This is a genomic window from Trinickia caryophylli (assembly GCF_034424545.1).
Lineage (GTDB): Bacteria > Pseudomonadota > Gammaproteobacteria > Burkholderiales > Burkholderiaceae > Trinickia > Trinickia caryophylli.
The window spans coordinates 2881056-2895084 of the sequence record NZ_CP139970.1 but is presented as its reverse complement, the minus strand read 5'-3'; the positions used below and the strand labels follow the sequence as shown (position 1 = coordinate 2895084).

The following is a 14029-nucleotide window of genomic DNA, read 5'->3' as shown; positions in this document are numbered from 1 at the left end:
CCCCTCGTTCGCCTCGGTGCGGCGGCGCTGAACGCCAGCCCGCCCCATCTCGAAACATGTGAAGTTACATGATAGCGACATGCTAAACTTTCATGCAACATCAAAAGTTTCGAGATAGCGAATGAGAGTGGATAGCCGGTTGTCGCGCACGCTGCACGTGCTGTTGCACATGGCCCGGCACGACGGACCCATGACGTCCGACACGATCGCTGCCATGCTCTGCACGAATCCGGTGGTCGTCAGGCGCATGTTGAGCGGACTGCGCGAGCAGGGCTACGTGGAATCCGCGAAGGGACACGGCGGCGGATGGCAGCTCACGCGGGACCTCGATACGCTCACGCTGCTCGACATCTATCGCGCCGTGGGGGAACCCGCACTGTTTTCGGATTTGCTGACGGGCGACCATCCACACTGTCTCGTGGAGCAAGCGGTCAATGCCAAGCTGGGAACGACGATGCAAGAGGCGCAAGCCGCATTGCTCGAGCGCTTTCGGGACATCTCGCTCGGGAGTCTGTCGCAGGAGATCGAATCGCGAGAGGCCCCGCGGCGTCGGACAAATGCCGTCGGGCCAAGAGCGCGCAAGCGCGCCAACCATCCAGTGGAGAAACCATGACCGATTCGAAGGAAATCAGGGCGTACGTCCAGGACGCCGCCGGCCAGCTCGTTCCGCTTGCCGCGGAATCGCTCGTTCTTCAATTCCCTTCCGGCGACACATTGGAGATCGCCTGGGATGCCCCGCATCCCGATGACCCCCGCCCCGTCAGCGCGCAAGTCTGGGGCGGGCGCCGAATCACGCGAGCGCTGTCGGAGGAAGAAATCGCCGCGCTGCCGCGTGCAACCGGGGTCGCATTGCTGCCGTCAGCCGCGAATCTCGTGCTGATTCATCCCGACTCGCACGCGCCGGTCAAATAACCGGCCAAGGGTGACTCGGCGGCCCGACGCGGCCCTGCCCCCGGCGAGCCACACGCCGCGAATATGCGTTCGCCTCAATACAAGTCGTTGCGAACCGCCCGGTAGTACCCCTCATCCATCGCTTTGGCGGCCTGCGGATCCCCCCCGAGCATCGCCGTCTTCATCTGCCCCGGCGACGGCAGGCAGCTGCGATCGATGTGCGACTCCGCGCTCCAGAGCCGGGCACGATTGATGGCCTTGCCGCAGTGAAACAGCACTTCGTCGATTCGCACGACGATGGCCGTTTTAGGAATTCGTCCGCCCTCGGCCAAGCGCTCCAGCAATTCGGGGGCGACCGAAATCGTTGCATGGCCATTGATACGCATGAACACTTCCAGACCGGGAAAGAGAAACAGCATCCCGACCCGATCGTCTTCGGTCAAATTGCGCAGCGACGCAATCCGGTTGTTGCCGGGCCAATCCGCAAAGACGACCGTCTTATCGTCGAGCGCCTGCACGAAGCCGGGTTCGCCGCCTCGGGGCGAGGCGTCCAACCCCTCGGCAGCGCCGGTCGCCAGGCAGAAAAACGGCGCCGCGTTCAGATAGGCGATATGAAACGGCAGCAGCCGATCCATCACGCCCTTGACGATCGTTTCCGCAGGCGGCGCGTAAAGACGATCCAGATCCACGGCGGCATCCGCGCTTCCAGTCGTGTAAATCATGGTGGTTTCCGAGAGGGTGACGAGCGCTCACGATAACGCCGTCACGATGGCGCCGCTACACTATCGAAGACAATCGATTGCTCGAACACGCCATGCGCCTCGACGACCTCACCCTTGATCTGCTGAACGACAAGCTGGGCCGGATCCACGATATGACGGAGCCGGACCCGCCGCTCATTGCCGTGATGGGAAGGCAAAGCCAAGGTCGCGAATCGCCGCCGCATACTCACCAGTCCGGGCAGTTGCTCGGGCTCTTTTCCGGGCTGCTGACGGTCTGGACCGACACGAGCGCCTGGATCGTGCCGGCAACGCATGCCATATGGATCCCACCCGAGCACGTGCACGCCGCGCGCTCCCATGGCCCATTCGAGGGCTGGGCCGTCTATGTCGCGCAACCGCATTGCGCGGGCCGCCTGCCGAACCGGCCCCAGGCGCTCGAAGTGCCAGCGCTGCTGCGCGAGGCCATCGTTCGCGCGGCGCGTTGGGAATGGGGCCCGCTCGAGCCGCGCCAAGCGCGCCTCGCCGGTGTGATTCTGGACGAGATCGCCGACGCGCAGGCGGATGCGCTCTCGCTGCCGATGCCGCGCGATACGCGCCTCGTGCGGATTGCAACGGCACTGGCCGACGATCCGGCGAACGCCCGCACGCTCGAGCAATGGGCCGGGTGGGCAGGGATGGCACCTCGAACCCTGAGCCGGCGCTTCACTGCCGAGACGGGGGTGTCGTTCATGGTCTGGCGACAGCGCGCGCGCCTCATGCGCGCGCTCGAGCTGCTCGCCGCCGGCCATTCCGTCACCTCGGTCTCGCTCGATCTCGGCTACGAAAGCGTGGGCGCATTCATCGCGCTCTTTCGCCGCACGTTCGGCACCACGCCCGGGCGGTACTTCGCCGTCCACCTGCCGTTGAAGGAGGGCTGAGAGCGAACGCCTGCCGGTGCCGCCGGTGCCATAATCGGCGGGTCGCCAGCCGGCTGCCCGCATCGGGCGGCCGCGCACCGTCGACCCACTCCAGATCGGATGCCCTTCATGTCACCATTCGCCGCCGTCGCGCTCGAACACGCCAGCCGTCTCATCAACCACGGGCCGACCGTGCTCGTCACCACGGCCCATGAAGGCCGCCGCAACATCATGGCGGCCGCATGGTCGATGCCGGTGGAATTCGTCCCCCCGCGTATCGCCATCGTCATCGACAAACGCACGTTCACTCGCGAGCTCATGGCCGCAAGCGGTACGTTCGCCATCGGCATTCCCTGCGTGGCGTCAATCGATCTCACCTATGCAGTGGGCAACTGCAGCGGCAAGGACGTCGACAAGTTCGCCCGCTTCGAGATCGAAACCAGCACCAGTCCCGTGCTGGGTCTGCCGCTGCCCGAGGCCGATTGTGTCGCATGGATGGAGTGCCGCTTGATTCGCGAGCCGCATACGGAAGACGCTTACGACACCTGTTTCGGCGAAGTCGTCGGCGCCGCCGCCGATACGCGCGTGTTCAATCACGGGCGATGGAAGTTCGACGATGCAAACGCCCCGCTTCACACGATCCATCACCTCGGCGGCGGCAATTTCGCTGCCGCCTCCGCGACGATTTCAGCGCAGCCGCGCTGAGCGGGTACGCGGCCTGCCCCGCACGGCCCCCCGTATTCCGCCTGTGGCGCGTGCACGGATGGCAAGTACGGCGCGGATCGCAGATGTCAGGCGCTGAACGTCTCGAACGCCGCGAGCGCGTGCGTCGCGTACATCATCGACGGGCCGCCGCCCATGTACACCGCCGTCGCGAGCACATCCTCGAGTTCGGCGCGCGTCATGCCAAGGCGAACGAGCGTCTGCACGTGAAAGCCGATGCAATCGTCGCAGCGGCCGGCGATGGCGATACCGAGCGCAACGAGCTCGCGGGTCTTCTTCGGCAGCACGCTGTCGCGCGTACCGGCCACTGCCGTCTGCCCGAACGCGCTCATCATGTCGGGCTGCGTCTTGCGCAGCTCGCCCATTTTGGCCGCGACGTCCTTCGTCAACGCTTTGAAATCCGGAATTCCGCCCATTGCCCGCCTCCCATAGAGTACCGTTGGCTGGGCAATCCGCACGCCTTCACACTGAAGCGCCGCACATGCCCTCTCGCGGGAGATCGTAAGCGCCGGCAGTACGGCATGCCTTGACGTGGCGCAAGCGAAACGAATGCGGGGCGCAGCGGCGCCCGCCGCAGGCGGCTTTACGCGCGCATGGGGGCGAAGCGCACCTGGTTGCGTCCTCCGTGCTTCGCATCGTAGAGGGCGTGATCGGCTTCTTCGACGAGCATGTCCGCACTCGCCGTGCCCTTGCAGACCGTGGCGCCGCCTGCGCTGACCGTCACGCCGAGCGTTGCTTCCGGCAACGAGATCGATGTTTCGGCAATGGCCGCGCGGATCCGCTCGCCCACGCTCAGCGCGCGGCTCGCATCGCAATCGGGCAGGATCGCGATGAACTCTTCCCCGCCGTAACGCCCGAGGGCGGCTTCCCCTTCCAGCTGCGCGCTCGCGACGCTCGCCACGTGGCGCAATACCTGGTCTCCGGCGGGATGGCCGTAGGTATCGTTGACGCGCTTGAAGTAGTCGATATCGAAAAGCAGCACCGAAAGCGGCGCACCGTGCCGTCCCCAGTTCCGGTATTCGGCGTCGAGCCGGCGCGAGACGTAACGGCGGTTGAACACCGCCGTCAGCGCGTCGCGCTCCGACGAATCCCGCAAGGCTTCGAGCGCGGCTTCTTTCTCGCGCCATGCCGTGGCGAGTTCGGTTACGTCGGCAATCGTCACGCATACCGCGACGACCTTGCCGCCTTCGATGAGCGGCATGAACGCGCAGTCCTGCTGCATGCGATCGAACGAACCGGTAATCGGGCAATCGTGTTCGAACGGCAGCAGCCATGGGTGGTGCTGCCAGGAAGAGAAAGAGCCGCTGTGCAGCAAAAAGACCGTATCGAATTTGCGTTTGAGCCAGGCATGCGGCAACGCGGGGAAGCATTCGAAAATGCTGCGGCCGATGACCGATCCCGCCTCGAGCCCGCTGTGCTCGTACATGAAGCGGTTCCAGAGCACGACCTTGTATTCGCTATCTACCGCGAAGATCCCCAGCCGCACGCGCTCCAGTGCCAGCTCGCTCAAACGGGCAGTGCCCGGCAATTCCATTTACGACCTCGAACTTCCAGATCAAAGGTTGGCGAGAAACCCGTCGAGCGCGCTCACGAGCGCCTCCACCGCCTTCGCCGTCATCAACGTCAACAGATGCGAGCCGAATACGCCGTCCTCGGTCTGCAGCGTGACCTCGAGCAGCAGCGCACGGTCCCACGGCAGCTTCGACGGATGAAGGATGTCCCCGAGATCGAGATGCAAGCCCATCACGCGCGGCGGCGTGAACGTGGGTACCTGCCCGATCTGCTCGAAGAGCCCGGTCAGGCACGCTCCGGCAATCAGGTTCGAGACGTCGGACAGCGCCTCGACGTCATCGGCGTCGTCTTCTTGCGCGCTCGGCGCCTCACACTCGCCGGCACGAAAAACGAACTTCATATGCGCCGCGCTGCGGCTGTCGAAGAGCGAGATGGCCTCTCCCGCAACGTCGCAGCGAAAGCTTTGGCGCAGTGCCGTCACGGGCTCGGTAAAGTCGAGCATGTCGCGCACGGCCGAAGGCAGCGACTCGGTGTCCACCATGCGGATGCGCGGCACGGAAAGATGGATGAACCGGCCGAGCAGCGTGGCGAGCCTCGCACCGGCCTGGCCCATGCCGATATTGGCGATTTCCTGTAGCGCGTCGCGCCGGTCTTCGTTTAGCGTCAGCGCGTTATTCATACAGACCGTACTCTTTCAGAACGGGCAAGATCTTTTCGCTCGAAACGGGCTTCTCGATGAAAGCGACCGCACCGAGTGCTTTCACGCGTGCTTTCGCTTCCGGCTGTATATCGGCCGACACCACGATGACGAAGCTGTCGAGCCCGTCGGCACGGACCGCCTCCAGAACGTCGAATCCCGTCATGCCGGGCATCGTCAGATCGAGAAACATCACCGATGCCCGCCCCGAGCGGTAGGCGGCAAGGGCATCGTTTCCGTTGGCCGCTTGTGTCAGCTCGACATCCCAGGCTTCGGGCAACGCATTGATCAACAAGCGGCGGGCGAGCGTGGAGTCGTCCACGACGAGTACAGGCAATCCCATCTCAACAATTCCTACGTGATTGATGGCAATAACGGCCCGTGCTCGTGGTTTCTGAAGTGCTCCAGGACCCGGACAAAAGAGAATGGGAAAAACCTGCAAACGATTGCGGGCGCAGCTTTTTTATCGCCCTCGACCCTATTTGAATACCTGGCGCGGCGAACGGGCGCCTACCGGCTCAACGGTGCATCGTCGTGCAGGTAGTGCCGGATAACGTCTTCGAAGCTGCGATCTCCCCGGAAACCCAGCGCTTGTGCCCGCGAACTATCCCAGCGAGCCGGCCAGCTTCCGACGATCGCTTCGATGCGCGCGTCACGCCGATAAACGATACGCGAGGCGGTTTCCTCTCCCGCGACCTCGCGCAGCGCATCGATCATCTGAGCAACGCTCAGGCTCAGCCCGGGCAGATTGACGACCGGCCGCCCGCCCAAGGCAGCCGCATCGAGCGCGCAGCCATGCACGAGTGCTTCGATCGCGGCGCTCGGGGAAAGGAGCCAGAGCTTCGTCGATGGATCAACGGGGCAGACTGCCTGCTCGCCGGCCAGCGGCTCGCGTACGATGCCGCTCGCGAACGACGACGCGGCCGCGTTCGGCCGGCCCGGGCGCACGCTGATCGTGGGCAGGCGCAGCACCCGGCCGTCGACGAAGCCGCGCCGCGTATAGTCGGCCAGCAGCAATTCGGCGATGGCTTTTTGCGCACCGTACGACGAGCGCGGGTCGAGCGCCGTATCGTCGCGCACGATATCGGGCAACGCACCGCCGTACACGGCCACCGAGCTCGTGAAGACCACCCGCGGGCGATGCCCGCATGACCGGCAGACTTCGAGCAGCAACCGGGAGGCGTCGAGGTTGATACGCATGCCCAGATCGAATTCGGCTTCGGCCTGTCCGCTCACGACCGCCGCCAGGTGAAAAACAGCGCCCGTATCCGCGTCGATGGCCTGCTCCAGTACCTCTCGTGCGGCGATATCGCCGACGGCCACCCGCACACGGCTGTCGTCGATCCGAGCGGGAACGACGTCGAGCAGCACGAGTTCGTCGATCGGCCCGCCGGGCAAGCCGTGCGAAAGCAGTCTGCGCGCAAGGCGCTGACCCAGAAACCCCGCGCCGCCTGTAATCAGTACTTTCATGTCCGATGATCCCTCCGCAATGGGTTGTGACCGTGGTCCCGCGCCTCTCGCCCTTTCATCGGTGCGCGCCGGGTTGGGCGCGATAGGCCGCATACCATCCGAGCCCGGCCGAGGTGCCCGCGCGCGGCCGATACTCGCAGCCGATCCAGCCGTCGTAGCCGAGCCGGTCGATGAGCGCGAACAGATACGGGTAGTTCAGCTCGCCGATGTCGGGCTCGTGCCGCTCGGGCACGCCGGCAATCTGTATGTGTCCGATCCCGTCGATGTCGCGTTGGAGTTTCGTCGCGAGATCGCCTTCCATGATCTGGCAGTGATAGCAATCGAACTGAACCTCGAGATTCGGCTCACCGAGTTCCAAGCGGATCGCCTGTGCCTCGTCCTGCCGGCTCAGGAAGTAGCCGGGCATGTCGCGCGTATTGATCGGCTCGACGAGGATCGTGATGCCGGCCGAACGCGCGGCTCGCGTGGCATGCGCGAGGTTGCGCAGATAGACGTCGCGGTGACGCGCGCGATCGGCCTGCGGCGCGACCACGCCGGCCATGACGTGCAGCTTGCGGTTGCCGAGCACCGCCGCATATTCGAGCGCCCGATCGATGCCGCGCTCGAACTCGTCCTCCCTGCCCGGCAAGGCGGCGATGCCGCGCTCGCCCGCGCCCCAGTCACCGGGCGGCGCATTGAACAGGGCCTGCGTCAGGCCGTGTTCGTCGAGCGCGGCTTTGAGCACCGACGGTTCGTACTCGTAGGGGAACAGATACTCGACGGCCTCGAAGCCATCGTCCGCCGCGGCTCGGAAGCGTTCGACAAACGCGTGCTCGTTGTACATCAACGTAAGATTCGCGGCAAAGCGCGGCATGACAAACTCCCTGGTTTCAGCGGTTGACGAGTCTGGCCGGCGTGCGCCACACGGCGAGCGCCCCGAGCACGAGCATCGCGGCGAGCACGTACATGCCCGAGCGCGTGCTGTGCGTCGCATCCTTCAGGTAGCCGATCATGTAGGGGCTCGCGAACCCGGCGAGATTGCCGATCGAGTTGATGACGGCAATGCCCGCCGCCGCGGCGGTGCCGGACAGGAACGCAGTCGGCAGCGACCAGAAGAGCGGTGCGCAGCTCAACACGCCGCCCGCGGCGAGCGAGAGGAACATGACGGCGACGACGGTATTGTGCACGTACGAGGCGGCGACGACGAAGCCGATGGCGCCGGCCATCGCAGGCACGATCAGGTGCCAGCGGCGTTCGCGATGCTTGTCGGCGCTGTGGCCGAGCACATTCATGACGACGATGGCGACGAGAAACGGAATCGCGCTGATGAGGCCGATCGCGAAAGCACCCGAGACGCCGGTCGATTTGACGAGTGTCGGCATCCAGAACGTCAGCCCGTATTGGCCCGTGACGAAGCAGAAGTAGATCAGCGACATTCCCCAGATCCGCACGTCTCGAAACACGGCACCGAGGCGACGCGTGTCGTGATCCGCCTCGCGCGGCTGGGCATCGATTTGCGCCTGCAGCAGCGACTTTTCTCGTGCGCCAAGCCACTTCGCCGCGCCGATGCCGTTGTCGAGATAGAGGATCGTGGCGATCCCGATTGCCATCGCGGGCAATGCTTCTATGACGAACATCCATTGCCAGCCCGCGAAACCGTGCGTGCCCTCGAACGTCTGCATGATCCAGCCCGAAAGCGGATTGCCGAAAATGCCCGAGAGCGGAATGGCCGACATGAATACCGCGACAATTTTGGCGCGCCGATGGGATGGAAACCAATATGTCAGATAGAGGATCACGCCGGGGTAGAACCCGGCTTCGGCCAGGCCGAGCAGAAAGCGCAGGACGTAGAACTGCGTCGGGGTCTTCACGAACACGAAGAGACCCGAGAGAATCCCCCATGTAATCATGATGCGCGCGATCCACATGCGGGCACCGAGCTTGTGCATCAGCAGATTGCTAGGCAGTTCGAAAAGGAAATATCCGAAAAAGAAAACTCCGGCACCGAGGCCGAATACCGTTTCGCTGAAGGCGAGTTGCTGCGACATCTGCAGCTTGGCGAAGCCCACGTTGACGCGGTCGAGATACGCGACCACATAGCAAAGCATCAGAAACGGCACGAGCCGCCAGAACACCCGGCGATAAAGGCGGTCGAGCTCGCCGCCGGCGGGCGCCGCCACGTCGTCGCGGGCATCGGATGGAACGGCCGGGCTCGCGCCCGGAGCGGCCGAAGCCGCGGCAGGATTGAATCGCATCTCATGTCTCCGTCAAGTTGGCGCCTTTGCGGGTCTCGCGGTATGCGGCCCGCCGGCTTTAGGATTCGATTTACCGGTCGATGCGCGATGTGCGGCGCGCCGCCGCGGCCAAGGGCATTCGATCGATGCGGCGCGACACAGCTTCGAGGCCGCGCCAATTTTCCGTTGATTAGTACTCCTTATTTTTTACCGCGTGTCGCGCTGGTAGAGCCGTACACCGCTACCAGCGCGCACCGAACGCCGCGCGCAGTGCCTCGATAGCCGATTCGTCCAGCGGTGCCGGCCGGGGTACCGTCGAGCGCCACAGCCGCGCGGTTTCCTCGAGTTCCTCGAGTACGTAGCTCGCGTGCGAAACCGAACGCTCCCAGACGACGGGCCCCAGCCGGTCCAGCAGTACCGCCCTCACGCTGGCCGCCACGCGCGCCACCTCGAGCGCGACCTCCGGATCGCCCGGCCTGCGGTAGCGCACAAGCGGCACGTGGCCCACTTTCATGACGTAGTACGGCGTGATCGGCGGCAGAACGTCGTCGTCGCGCCAGACTCCTTCACCGTTGCTCCGGTCCGCAAGCGTCAGCGCGACGAGATGCGTTGAATGGGTGTGCACGATCCCGCTTGCCGCCGGGTTTGCTTCATAGATCGCACGATGCAGCGCGAGCGTCTTCGAGGGCGTGTCGCCGCCCGCGTGCCGGCCACTTCGGTCGACCTTCGCGATGCGTGCGGGATCGAGCCTGCCGAGGCAGGCATCGGTCGGTGTGATGAGCCAGCCGTCGTCAAGGCGCGCGCTGATGTTGCCCGCCGTGCCGACCGTGTAGCCGCGTGCGTAAAGACTCGCTCCGACCGTGCAGATCTCTTCGCGTACGGCCGATTCGCCACTAGCCGACGTCATGATGCCTCCCCTTCCAGCTGCCGCAAGGCCTTTTCGAAGAAATCCTCGGAGCCGAAATTGCCGGACTTGAGCGCGAGCGCGACGGGCTCGCCGCCAACGCTGACCGTCGCCGGCACGCCGGGGTCGATCTGCGCTCCGATGCGAAGCCCACGCACGCCGAGCGCCTGAACGACCGCGCCCGATGTTTCGCCGCCGGCAACGACGAACTTGCGGATGCCGAGCGCATATTGCGCGCGTGCGATCTGGGCGAGCGCCTGCTCGACGAGCTGTCCCGCACGCTCCACACCCAGTTCGCGCTGCGCCGCCCGCACTTCGTCGGGCGCGGCGGTGGCATAGACGAGCACGGGCTCGGGGCGCTCGGTCCGCAGATACGCACGCGTGAATGCCACGGCCTCGTGAACGAGCGGCTCGCCGCGTGCGAGCGCGAGCGGATCGATCCTGAAAGCGGGGCGCTTCGCCTTCCACGCCGCCACCTGCGCATGGGTGGCCTTCGATGCGCTGCCGGCGACGACGGCGCCGGGCCCGGCTACGGCCGGCAGCGCCGCGGCATCTTGCCGCGCCGGCAGCAGCCCCACGCGCCGGAAGTTGTCCGGCAAGCCGAGGGCGACGCCCGAGCCGCCCGTCACGAGTGGCAGGTCCGCGCAGGCCGCGCCGAGCGCGAGCAGGTCCGCGTCGCTGATCGCATCCGCGATGGCGATGCGCGCGCCTTCGCGGCGGCAGGCGTCGAAGCGGGCGCGAATGGCGTCGGCGCCTCGCACGACCGTGTCGTAGCGTACGAGCGCAACGGCCGCACCCGTTTGCCGCGCGAGGACACGCACGAGGTTGGGGTCGCGCATCGGGGTGAGCGGATGATGCTCCATACCGGATTCGTTGAGCAATGCGTCGCTCACGAAAAGGTGCCCGCGATAAACGGTGCGGCCATTCTCCGGGAAGGCGGGACATGCAATCGTGAAGCCGCCGCCGGGCTCGCCTGCGAGCGCGTCGAGCAGTGCCTGAGCGACGGGGCCGATATTGCCGGCGTCCGTCGAATCGAACGTCGAGCAGTACTTGAAAAAGAACTGACGGCACCCTTGCTCGCGCAGCCAGGCAAGCGCGGCGAGCGACTGAGCGATCGCCTCGTGAGCGGCGATCGTACGCGACTTCAGCGCCACGACGATCGCATCCGCGTCGCGGGCCGCGGCCGTCAGCGCGGCGGCGTCGGGCACGCCGATCGTCTGCACCGTGCGCATGCCGCCGCGCACGAGCATGTTCGCGAGATCGGTCGCGCCGGTGAAGTCGTCGGCGATGCAGCCGAGCAAAGCGCGCCGCACCGGGTGCCTCGCGTCGTTCATTGTGCGGCTCCTTCCGCTTGCGCCGGCAACGCGATGCCGGGGAATATCTTGATGACGGCCGAATCGTCCTCGCGCCCATGGCCCGCGCTGGACGCCATCATGAACATCTGATGCGCCGCGGCCGACAGCGGCAGCGGAAACTTGTTCATCCGTGCCGTGTCGAGCACGAGCCCGAGATCCTTGACGAAGATGTCGACCGCGGACAGCGGGGTATAGTCCCCGGCCAGAATATGAGGCACGCGGTTCTCGAACATCCACGAATTGCCTGCGCTGTGGGTGATGACTTCGTAGAGTGCCTGCGCGTCCACGCCTTCGCGCAGGCCGAGCGCCATGGCCTCGGCCGCGGCTGCGATGTGCACCCCCGCCAGCAGTTGATTGACGATCTTCACCTTGGAGCCGAGGCCATGCTGCGCGCCGAGGCGATAGACCTTGGCCGCAATGGCGCTCAGCACGTCCTCGCAGGCGGCGTAGGCGTGCGCGGAGCCCGACGTCATCATCGTCAGTTCGCCCGACGCAGCGCGAGCCGCGCCGCCCGACACCGGAGCATCGAGCATGTGCAGGCCGGCCGACTCGATGCGCTTGCCGAGCGCGATCGCGAATTCGGGTGCCACCGTAGCACTCGCGATCACGACGCTGCCGGCTTTCAATGCCGGCGCCGCACCGTGTTCGCCGAAGAGCACGGCCTCGGTTTGCTCGGCATTCACGACGAGCGTCAGCACGACGTCGCACGGCTCGAGCTCGGATGGCCGCTCGCAGGCTACGCCGCCGAGCGCCGAGAACCCGGCGCGCGCACTCTCGCGCAGATCGCAGCCATAAACGGTGAAGCCCGCTCGCAGCAGCGACTCGGCAACGCCGAAACCCATGGCTCCAAGCCCGATCACTCCGACTATCCTCGACATGCGCTTTCCCTTTCCTTAAATGTTAGGAGTCCTACATGACTGGCCGGCGCCCAGGACGGTGTCTCCCCCCGGCAGGCTTCAGCGAATGCCGGCCTCTGCAAGCCGTCTTGCGGCGTTGTACATGTGCGTACAGGCGGCGTTGCGCGCCGCCATCGGGTCGCCCGCCCTGATCGCCGCCACGATCGCCGCGTGCTCTTCGCGTACCTGACGCGAAAAATCGTCTCGTAACGCTTCGTTGCGGCGCGTGACGACCGTACCCGCCTCCAGGTACTGATTGAGGAACGTCAGCGTCTTGAGGAAGTATGGGTTGCCGGTGGCAATCGCGATGGCGCGATGAAACGCCACGTCTTCGGCCACGCCGTCTTCGCCTTCGGTCACGGCCGCGTCGATCTTCGCCAGCGCCGCGTCGATGGCCACCATGTCGGCATCGGTGCGACGCATCGCCGCCTCGGATGCCACCTCGGCCTCGATTGCCCGCCGCAACGCCAGTATCTGCAGGACCGAGCCCGGTTCGACCGCCTCCGCATAGTCGATACGCAGGGGCCGAATGGCCGCGCGTTCGGCGATGAATACACCGCTGCCCTGGCGCGGTTCGACGACGCCTTCATTCTTCAGACGCGAAACCGCCTCCCGAATGACGGTGCGGCTCACGCCGAACTCCTGGGCCAGCACGGCCTCGGTCGGCAGCTTGCCGGTATGGGCAAACGCGCCTTTCTCGATCTGCTTGAGCAATTGCTGCGCCACGGTTTCGCTCAGCGAGCGGACGGGAATCTTCTCGAACATGGACATCCGGCAATCATCATCAGGTGACGAGGTCATCATACAAGCTTGATGCCGCGCGGTTATCGGGACAAACCCGCCCCCCCGGCGCGTGGACGGCACCCCGCTCGCGCGCCGAGAGCGCGATTGGTCGAATTGGCCCGAATAGGGTCCTCGTTTCGACCAATTGCTTCCGCGCTCGCCGCCGTACACTGCTTTCCATGGAACGAGATGTGGGTTCCGTCCACGCGCTCCCCTCGCGTGGGTAGTTCGAAGCCAGTTGTACCAACAGTGGTCTGCAGTACCTCAGCAGTACGCAGTAGCTCGGCAGCACGCAGCACCTCGGCAGTACGCAGTATCTCGGCAGTACGCAGTATCTCGGCAGTACGCAGTATCTCGGCAGTACGCAGTATCTCGGCAGTACGCAGCACCTCGGCAGTACGCAGTACCTCGGCAGTACGCAGCACCTCGGCAGCACGCAACACCTCGGCAGCATGCAGTACCTCGGCAGTACGCAGTACCTCGGCAGTACGCAGTACCTCGGCAGTACGCAGCACCTCGGCAGTACGCAGCACCTCGGCAGCACGCAGTACCTCGGCAGTACGCAGCACCTCGGCAGCACGCAGCACCTCGGCAGCACGCAGTACCTCGGCAGCACGCAGCACCTCGGCAGTACGCAGCACCTCGGCAGCACGCAGTACCTCGGCAGCACGCAGCACAAAAGCAATTTGCAATACCACTGCAGTACGAAGTCGGTTCACCCGCTGTCAAGAAGCATTCGTCTTTGAACCAGGAAACGGCTGTGGCGCCCCAACCGGCGCCGCAGCCTTCGCAGTACGCATGGAGCAGTTTGGGCCGCGGATACCGGAGACGGTATTCGCGGCCTTTGTACATGGGCACTTGATGTATGACAAGAGCCCGCGCCGCGACCGGCGTCAACATAGGCAGCGAACCGTTTCCCGCGATGCGGCGCAGCGCGCCGCCCCAACCGCCAGGAGCCCGCTGCCTC

At 65.4% G+C, this 14029-nt stretch carries 17 protein-coding genes; 4 read left to right on the top strand and 13 right to left on the bottom strand.

Annotated elements, in window-relative coordinates:
* Window positions 1-121 precede the first annotated feature (121 nt).
* Window positions 122-613 (top strand): RrF2 family transcriptional regulator, encoded by a 492-nt coding sequence (locus tag U0034_RS13025; RefSeq protein WP_085228008.1) that lies wholly within the window; start codon window positions 122-124, stop codon window positions 611-613.
* Window positions 610-912: a hypothetical protein gene (locus U0034_RS13020; RefSeq protein ID WP_085228007.1), complete on the top strand. Its 303-nt coding sequence runs from the start codon at window positions 610-612 to the stop codon at window positions 910-912. The genes U0034_RS13025 and U0034_RS13020 overlap by 4 nt, the downstream gene beginning before the upstream one ends.
* A 74-nt stretch (window positions 913-986) precedes the next feature.
* Here the strand turns inward: U0034_RS13020 and U0034_RS13015 are convergent, their stop codons facing one another.
* Window positions 987-1613 carry an MSMEG_1061 family FMN-dependent PPOX-type flavoprotein gene (locus tag U0034_RS13015; RefSeq protein ID WP_102622983.1) on the bottom strand — a complete coding sequence of 209 codons (627 nt, stop codon included), beginning with the start codon at window positions 1611-1613 and terminating at the stop codon, window positions 987-989.
* A 152-nt stretch (window positions 1614-1765) separates the two neighbouring features.
* On the opposite strand from U0034_RS13015, the gene U0034_RS13010 reads away from it, so the two are divergent.
* Window positions 1766-2530 carry a helix-turn-helix transcriptional regulator gene (locus U0034_RS13010; protein ID WP_199187068.1) on the top strand — a complete coding sequence of 255 codons (765 nt, stop codon included), beginning with the start codon at window positions 1766-1768 and terminating at the stop codon, window positions 2528-2530.
* A 108-nt stretch (window positions 2531-2638) separates the two neighbouring features.
* Window positions 2639-3214 (top strand): flavin reductase family protein, encoded by a 576-nt coding sequence (locus tag U0034_RS13005; RefSeq protein WP_085228123.1) that lies wholly within the window; start codon window positions 2639-2641, stop codon window positions 3212-3214.
* Window positions 3215-3300: 86 nt separating this feature from the next.
* Here the strand turns inward: U0034_RS13005 and U0034_RS13000 are convergent, their stop codons facing one another.
* From U0034_RS13000 to U0034_RS12945, 12 genes are all read right to left on the bottom strand, one after another.
* Entirely contained in the window at window positions 3301-3648 is a 348-nt protein-coding gene (locus tag U0034_RS13000; protein WP_085228006.1) for a carboxymuconolactone decarboxylase family protein, read from the bottom strand.
* Window positions 3649-3815: 167 nt separating this feature from the next.
* Entirely contained in the window at window positions 3816-4766 is a 951-nt protein-coding gene (locus U0034_RS12995) for a diguanylate cyclase (protein WP_085228005.1), read from the bottom strand.
* Window positions 4767-4787: 21 nt separating this feature from the next.
* Window positions 4788-5423: a chemotaxis protein CheC gene (locus U0034_RS12990; RefSeq protein ID WP_085228004.1), complete on the bottom strand. Its 636-nt coding sequence runs from the start codon at window positions 5421-5423 to the stop codon at window positions 4788-4790.
* Window positions 5416-5784, bottom strand: coding sequence for a response regulator (locus U0034_RS12985; RefSeq protein WP_085228003.1), 369 nt, complete (start codon window positions 5782-5784; stop codon window positions 5416-5418). The genes U0034_RS12990 and U0034_RS12985 overlap by 8 nt, the downstream gene beginning before the upstream one ends.
* Window positions 5785-5951: 167 nt before the next feature.
* Window positions 5952-6911 carry a D-erythronate dehydrogenase gene (gene denD / locus U0034_RS12980; RefSeq protein WP_085228002.1) on the bottom strand — a complete coding sequence of 320 codons (960 nt, stop codon included), beginning with the start codon at window positions 6909-6911 and terminating at the stop codon, window positions 5952-5954.
* 55 nt (window positions 6912-6966) lie between these two features.
* Window positions 6967-7764, bottom strand: a complete 798-nt coding sequence (gene otnI, locus U0034_RS12975; protein ID WP_085228001.1) for a 2-oxo-tetronate isomerase — start codon at window positions 7762-7764, stop codon at window positions 6967-6969.
* Window positions 7765-7780: 16 nt separating this feature from the next.
* On the bottom strand, window positions 7781-9145 hold the full coding sequence (locus U0034_RS12970) for an MFS transporter (RefSeq protein WP_085228000.1): 1365 nt from the start codon (window positions 9143-9145) through the stop codon (window positions 7781-7783).
* A gap of 220 nt (window positions 9146-9365) precedes the next feature.
* A complete protein-coding gene (gene otnC, locus U0034_RS12965) occupies window positions 9366-10031 on the bottom strand; it encodes a 3-oxo-tetronate 4-phosphate decarboxylase (protein ID WP_085227999.1) in 666 nt (221 codons plus the stop codon).
* Window positions 10028-11362: a 3-oxo-tetronate kinase gene (otnK, locus tag U0034_RS12960; protein ID WP_085227998.1), complete on the bottom strand. Its 1335-nt coding sequence runs from the start codon at window positions 11360-11362 to the stop codon at window positions 10028-10030. Before otnK ends, otnC begins: the two co-directional genes overlap by 4 nt.
* Window positions 11359-12261, bottom strand: a complete 903-nt coding sequence (ltnD, locus tag U0034_RS12955; protein WP_085227997.1) for an L-threonate dehydrogenase — start codon at window positions 12259-12261, stop codon at window positions 11359-11361. The genes otnK and ltnD overlap by 4 nt, the downstream gene beginning before the upstream one ends.
* Before the next feature lie 78 nt (window positions 12262-12339).
* The gene (locus U0034_RS12950) at window positions 12340-13044 is read right to left on the bottom strand and encodes a FadR/GntR family transcriptional regulator (RefSeq protein WP_085228122.1); all 705 of its coding nucleotides are present in this window, start codon (window positions 13042-13044) and stop codon (window positions 12340-12342) included.
* A gap of 59 nt (window positions 13045-13103) precedes the next feature.
* Window positions 13104-13754, bottom strand: coding sequence for a hypothetical protein (locus U0034_RS12945; protein ID WP_139831162.1), 651 nt, complete (start codon window positions 13752-13754; stop codon window positions 13104-13106).
* Window positions 13755-14029 lie beyond the last annotated feature (275 nt).

Excerpts from the sequence above, each read along its gene's own strand:
- U0034_RS13025 (WP_085228008.1), top strand. The coding sequence starts at position 122 with ATGAGAGTGGATAGCCGGTTGTCGCGCACGCTGCACGTGCTGTTGCAC.
- U0034_RS13020 (WP_085228007.1), top strand. The coding sequence starts at position 610 with ATGACCGATTCGAAGGAAATCAGGGCGTACGTCCAGGACGCCGCCGGC.
- U0034_RS13015 (WP_102622983.1), bottom strand. The coding sequence starts at position 1,613 with ATGATTTACACGACTGGAAGCGCGGATGCCGCCGTGGATCTGGATCGT.
- U0034_RS13010 (WP_199187068.1), top strand. The coding sequence starts at position 1,766 with ATGACGGAGCCGGACCCGCCGCTCATTGCCGTGATGGGAAGGCAAAGC.
- U0034_RS13005 (WP_085228123.1), top strand. The coding sequence starts at position 2,639 with ATGTCACCATTCGCCGCCGTCGCGCTCGAACACGCCAGCCGTCTCATC.
- U0034_RS13000 (WP_085228006.1), bottom strand. The coding sequence starts at position 3,648 with ATGGGCGGAATTCCGGATTTCAAAGCGTTGACGAAGGACGTCGCGGCC.
- U0034_RS12995 (WP_085228005.1), bottom strand. The coding sequence starts at position 4,766 with ATGGAATTGCCGGGCACTGCCCGTTTGAGCGAGCTGGCACTGGAGCGC.
- U0034_RS12990 (WP_085228004.1), bottom strand. The coding sequence starts at position 5,423 with ATGAATAACGCGCTGACGCTAAACGAAGACCGGCGCGACGCGCTACAG.
- U0034_RS12985 (WP_085228003.1), bottom strand. The coding sequence starts at position 5,784 with ATGGGATTGCCTGTACTCGTCGTGGACGACTCCACGCTCGCCCGCCGC.
- denD (WP_085228002.1), bottom strand. The coding sequence starts at position 6,911 with ATGAAAGTACTGATTACAGGCGGCGCGGGGTTTCTGGGTCAGCGCCTT.
- otnI (WP_085228001.1), bottom strand. The coding sequence starts at position 7,764 with ATGCCGCGCTTTGCCGCGAATCTTACGTTGATGTACAACGAGCACGCG.
- U0034_RS12970 (WP_085228000.1), bottom strand. The coding sequence starts at position 9,145 with ATGCGATTCAATCCTGCCGCGGCTTCGGCCGCTCCGGGCGCGAGCCCG.
- otnC (WP_085227999.1), bottom strand. The coding sequence starts at position 10,031 with ATGACGTCGGCTAGTGGCGAATCGGCCGTACGCGAAGAGATCTGCACG.
- otnK (WP_085227998.1), bottom strand. The coding sequence starts at position 11,362 with ATGAACGACGCGAGGCACCCGGTGCGGCGCGCTTTGCTCGGCTGCATC.
- ltnD (WP_085227997.1), bottom strand. The coding sequence starts at position 12,261 with ATGTCGAGGATAGTCGGAGTGATCGGGCTTGGAGCCATGGGTTTCGGC.
- U0034_RS12950 (WP_085228122.1), bottom strand. The coding sequence starts at position 13,044 with ATGTTCGAGAAGATTCCCGTCCGCTCGCTGAGCGAAACCGTGGCGCAG.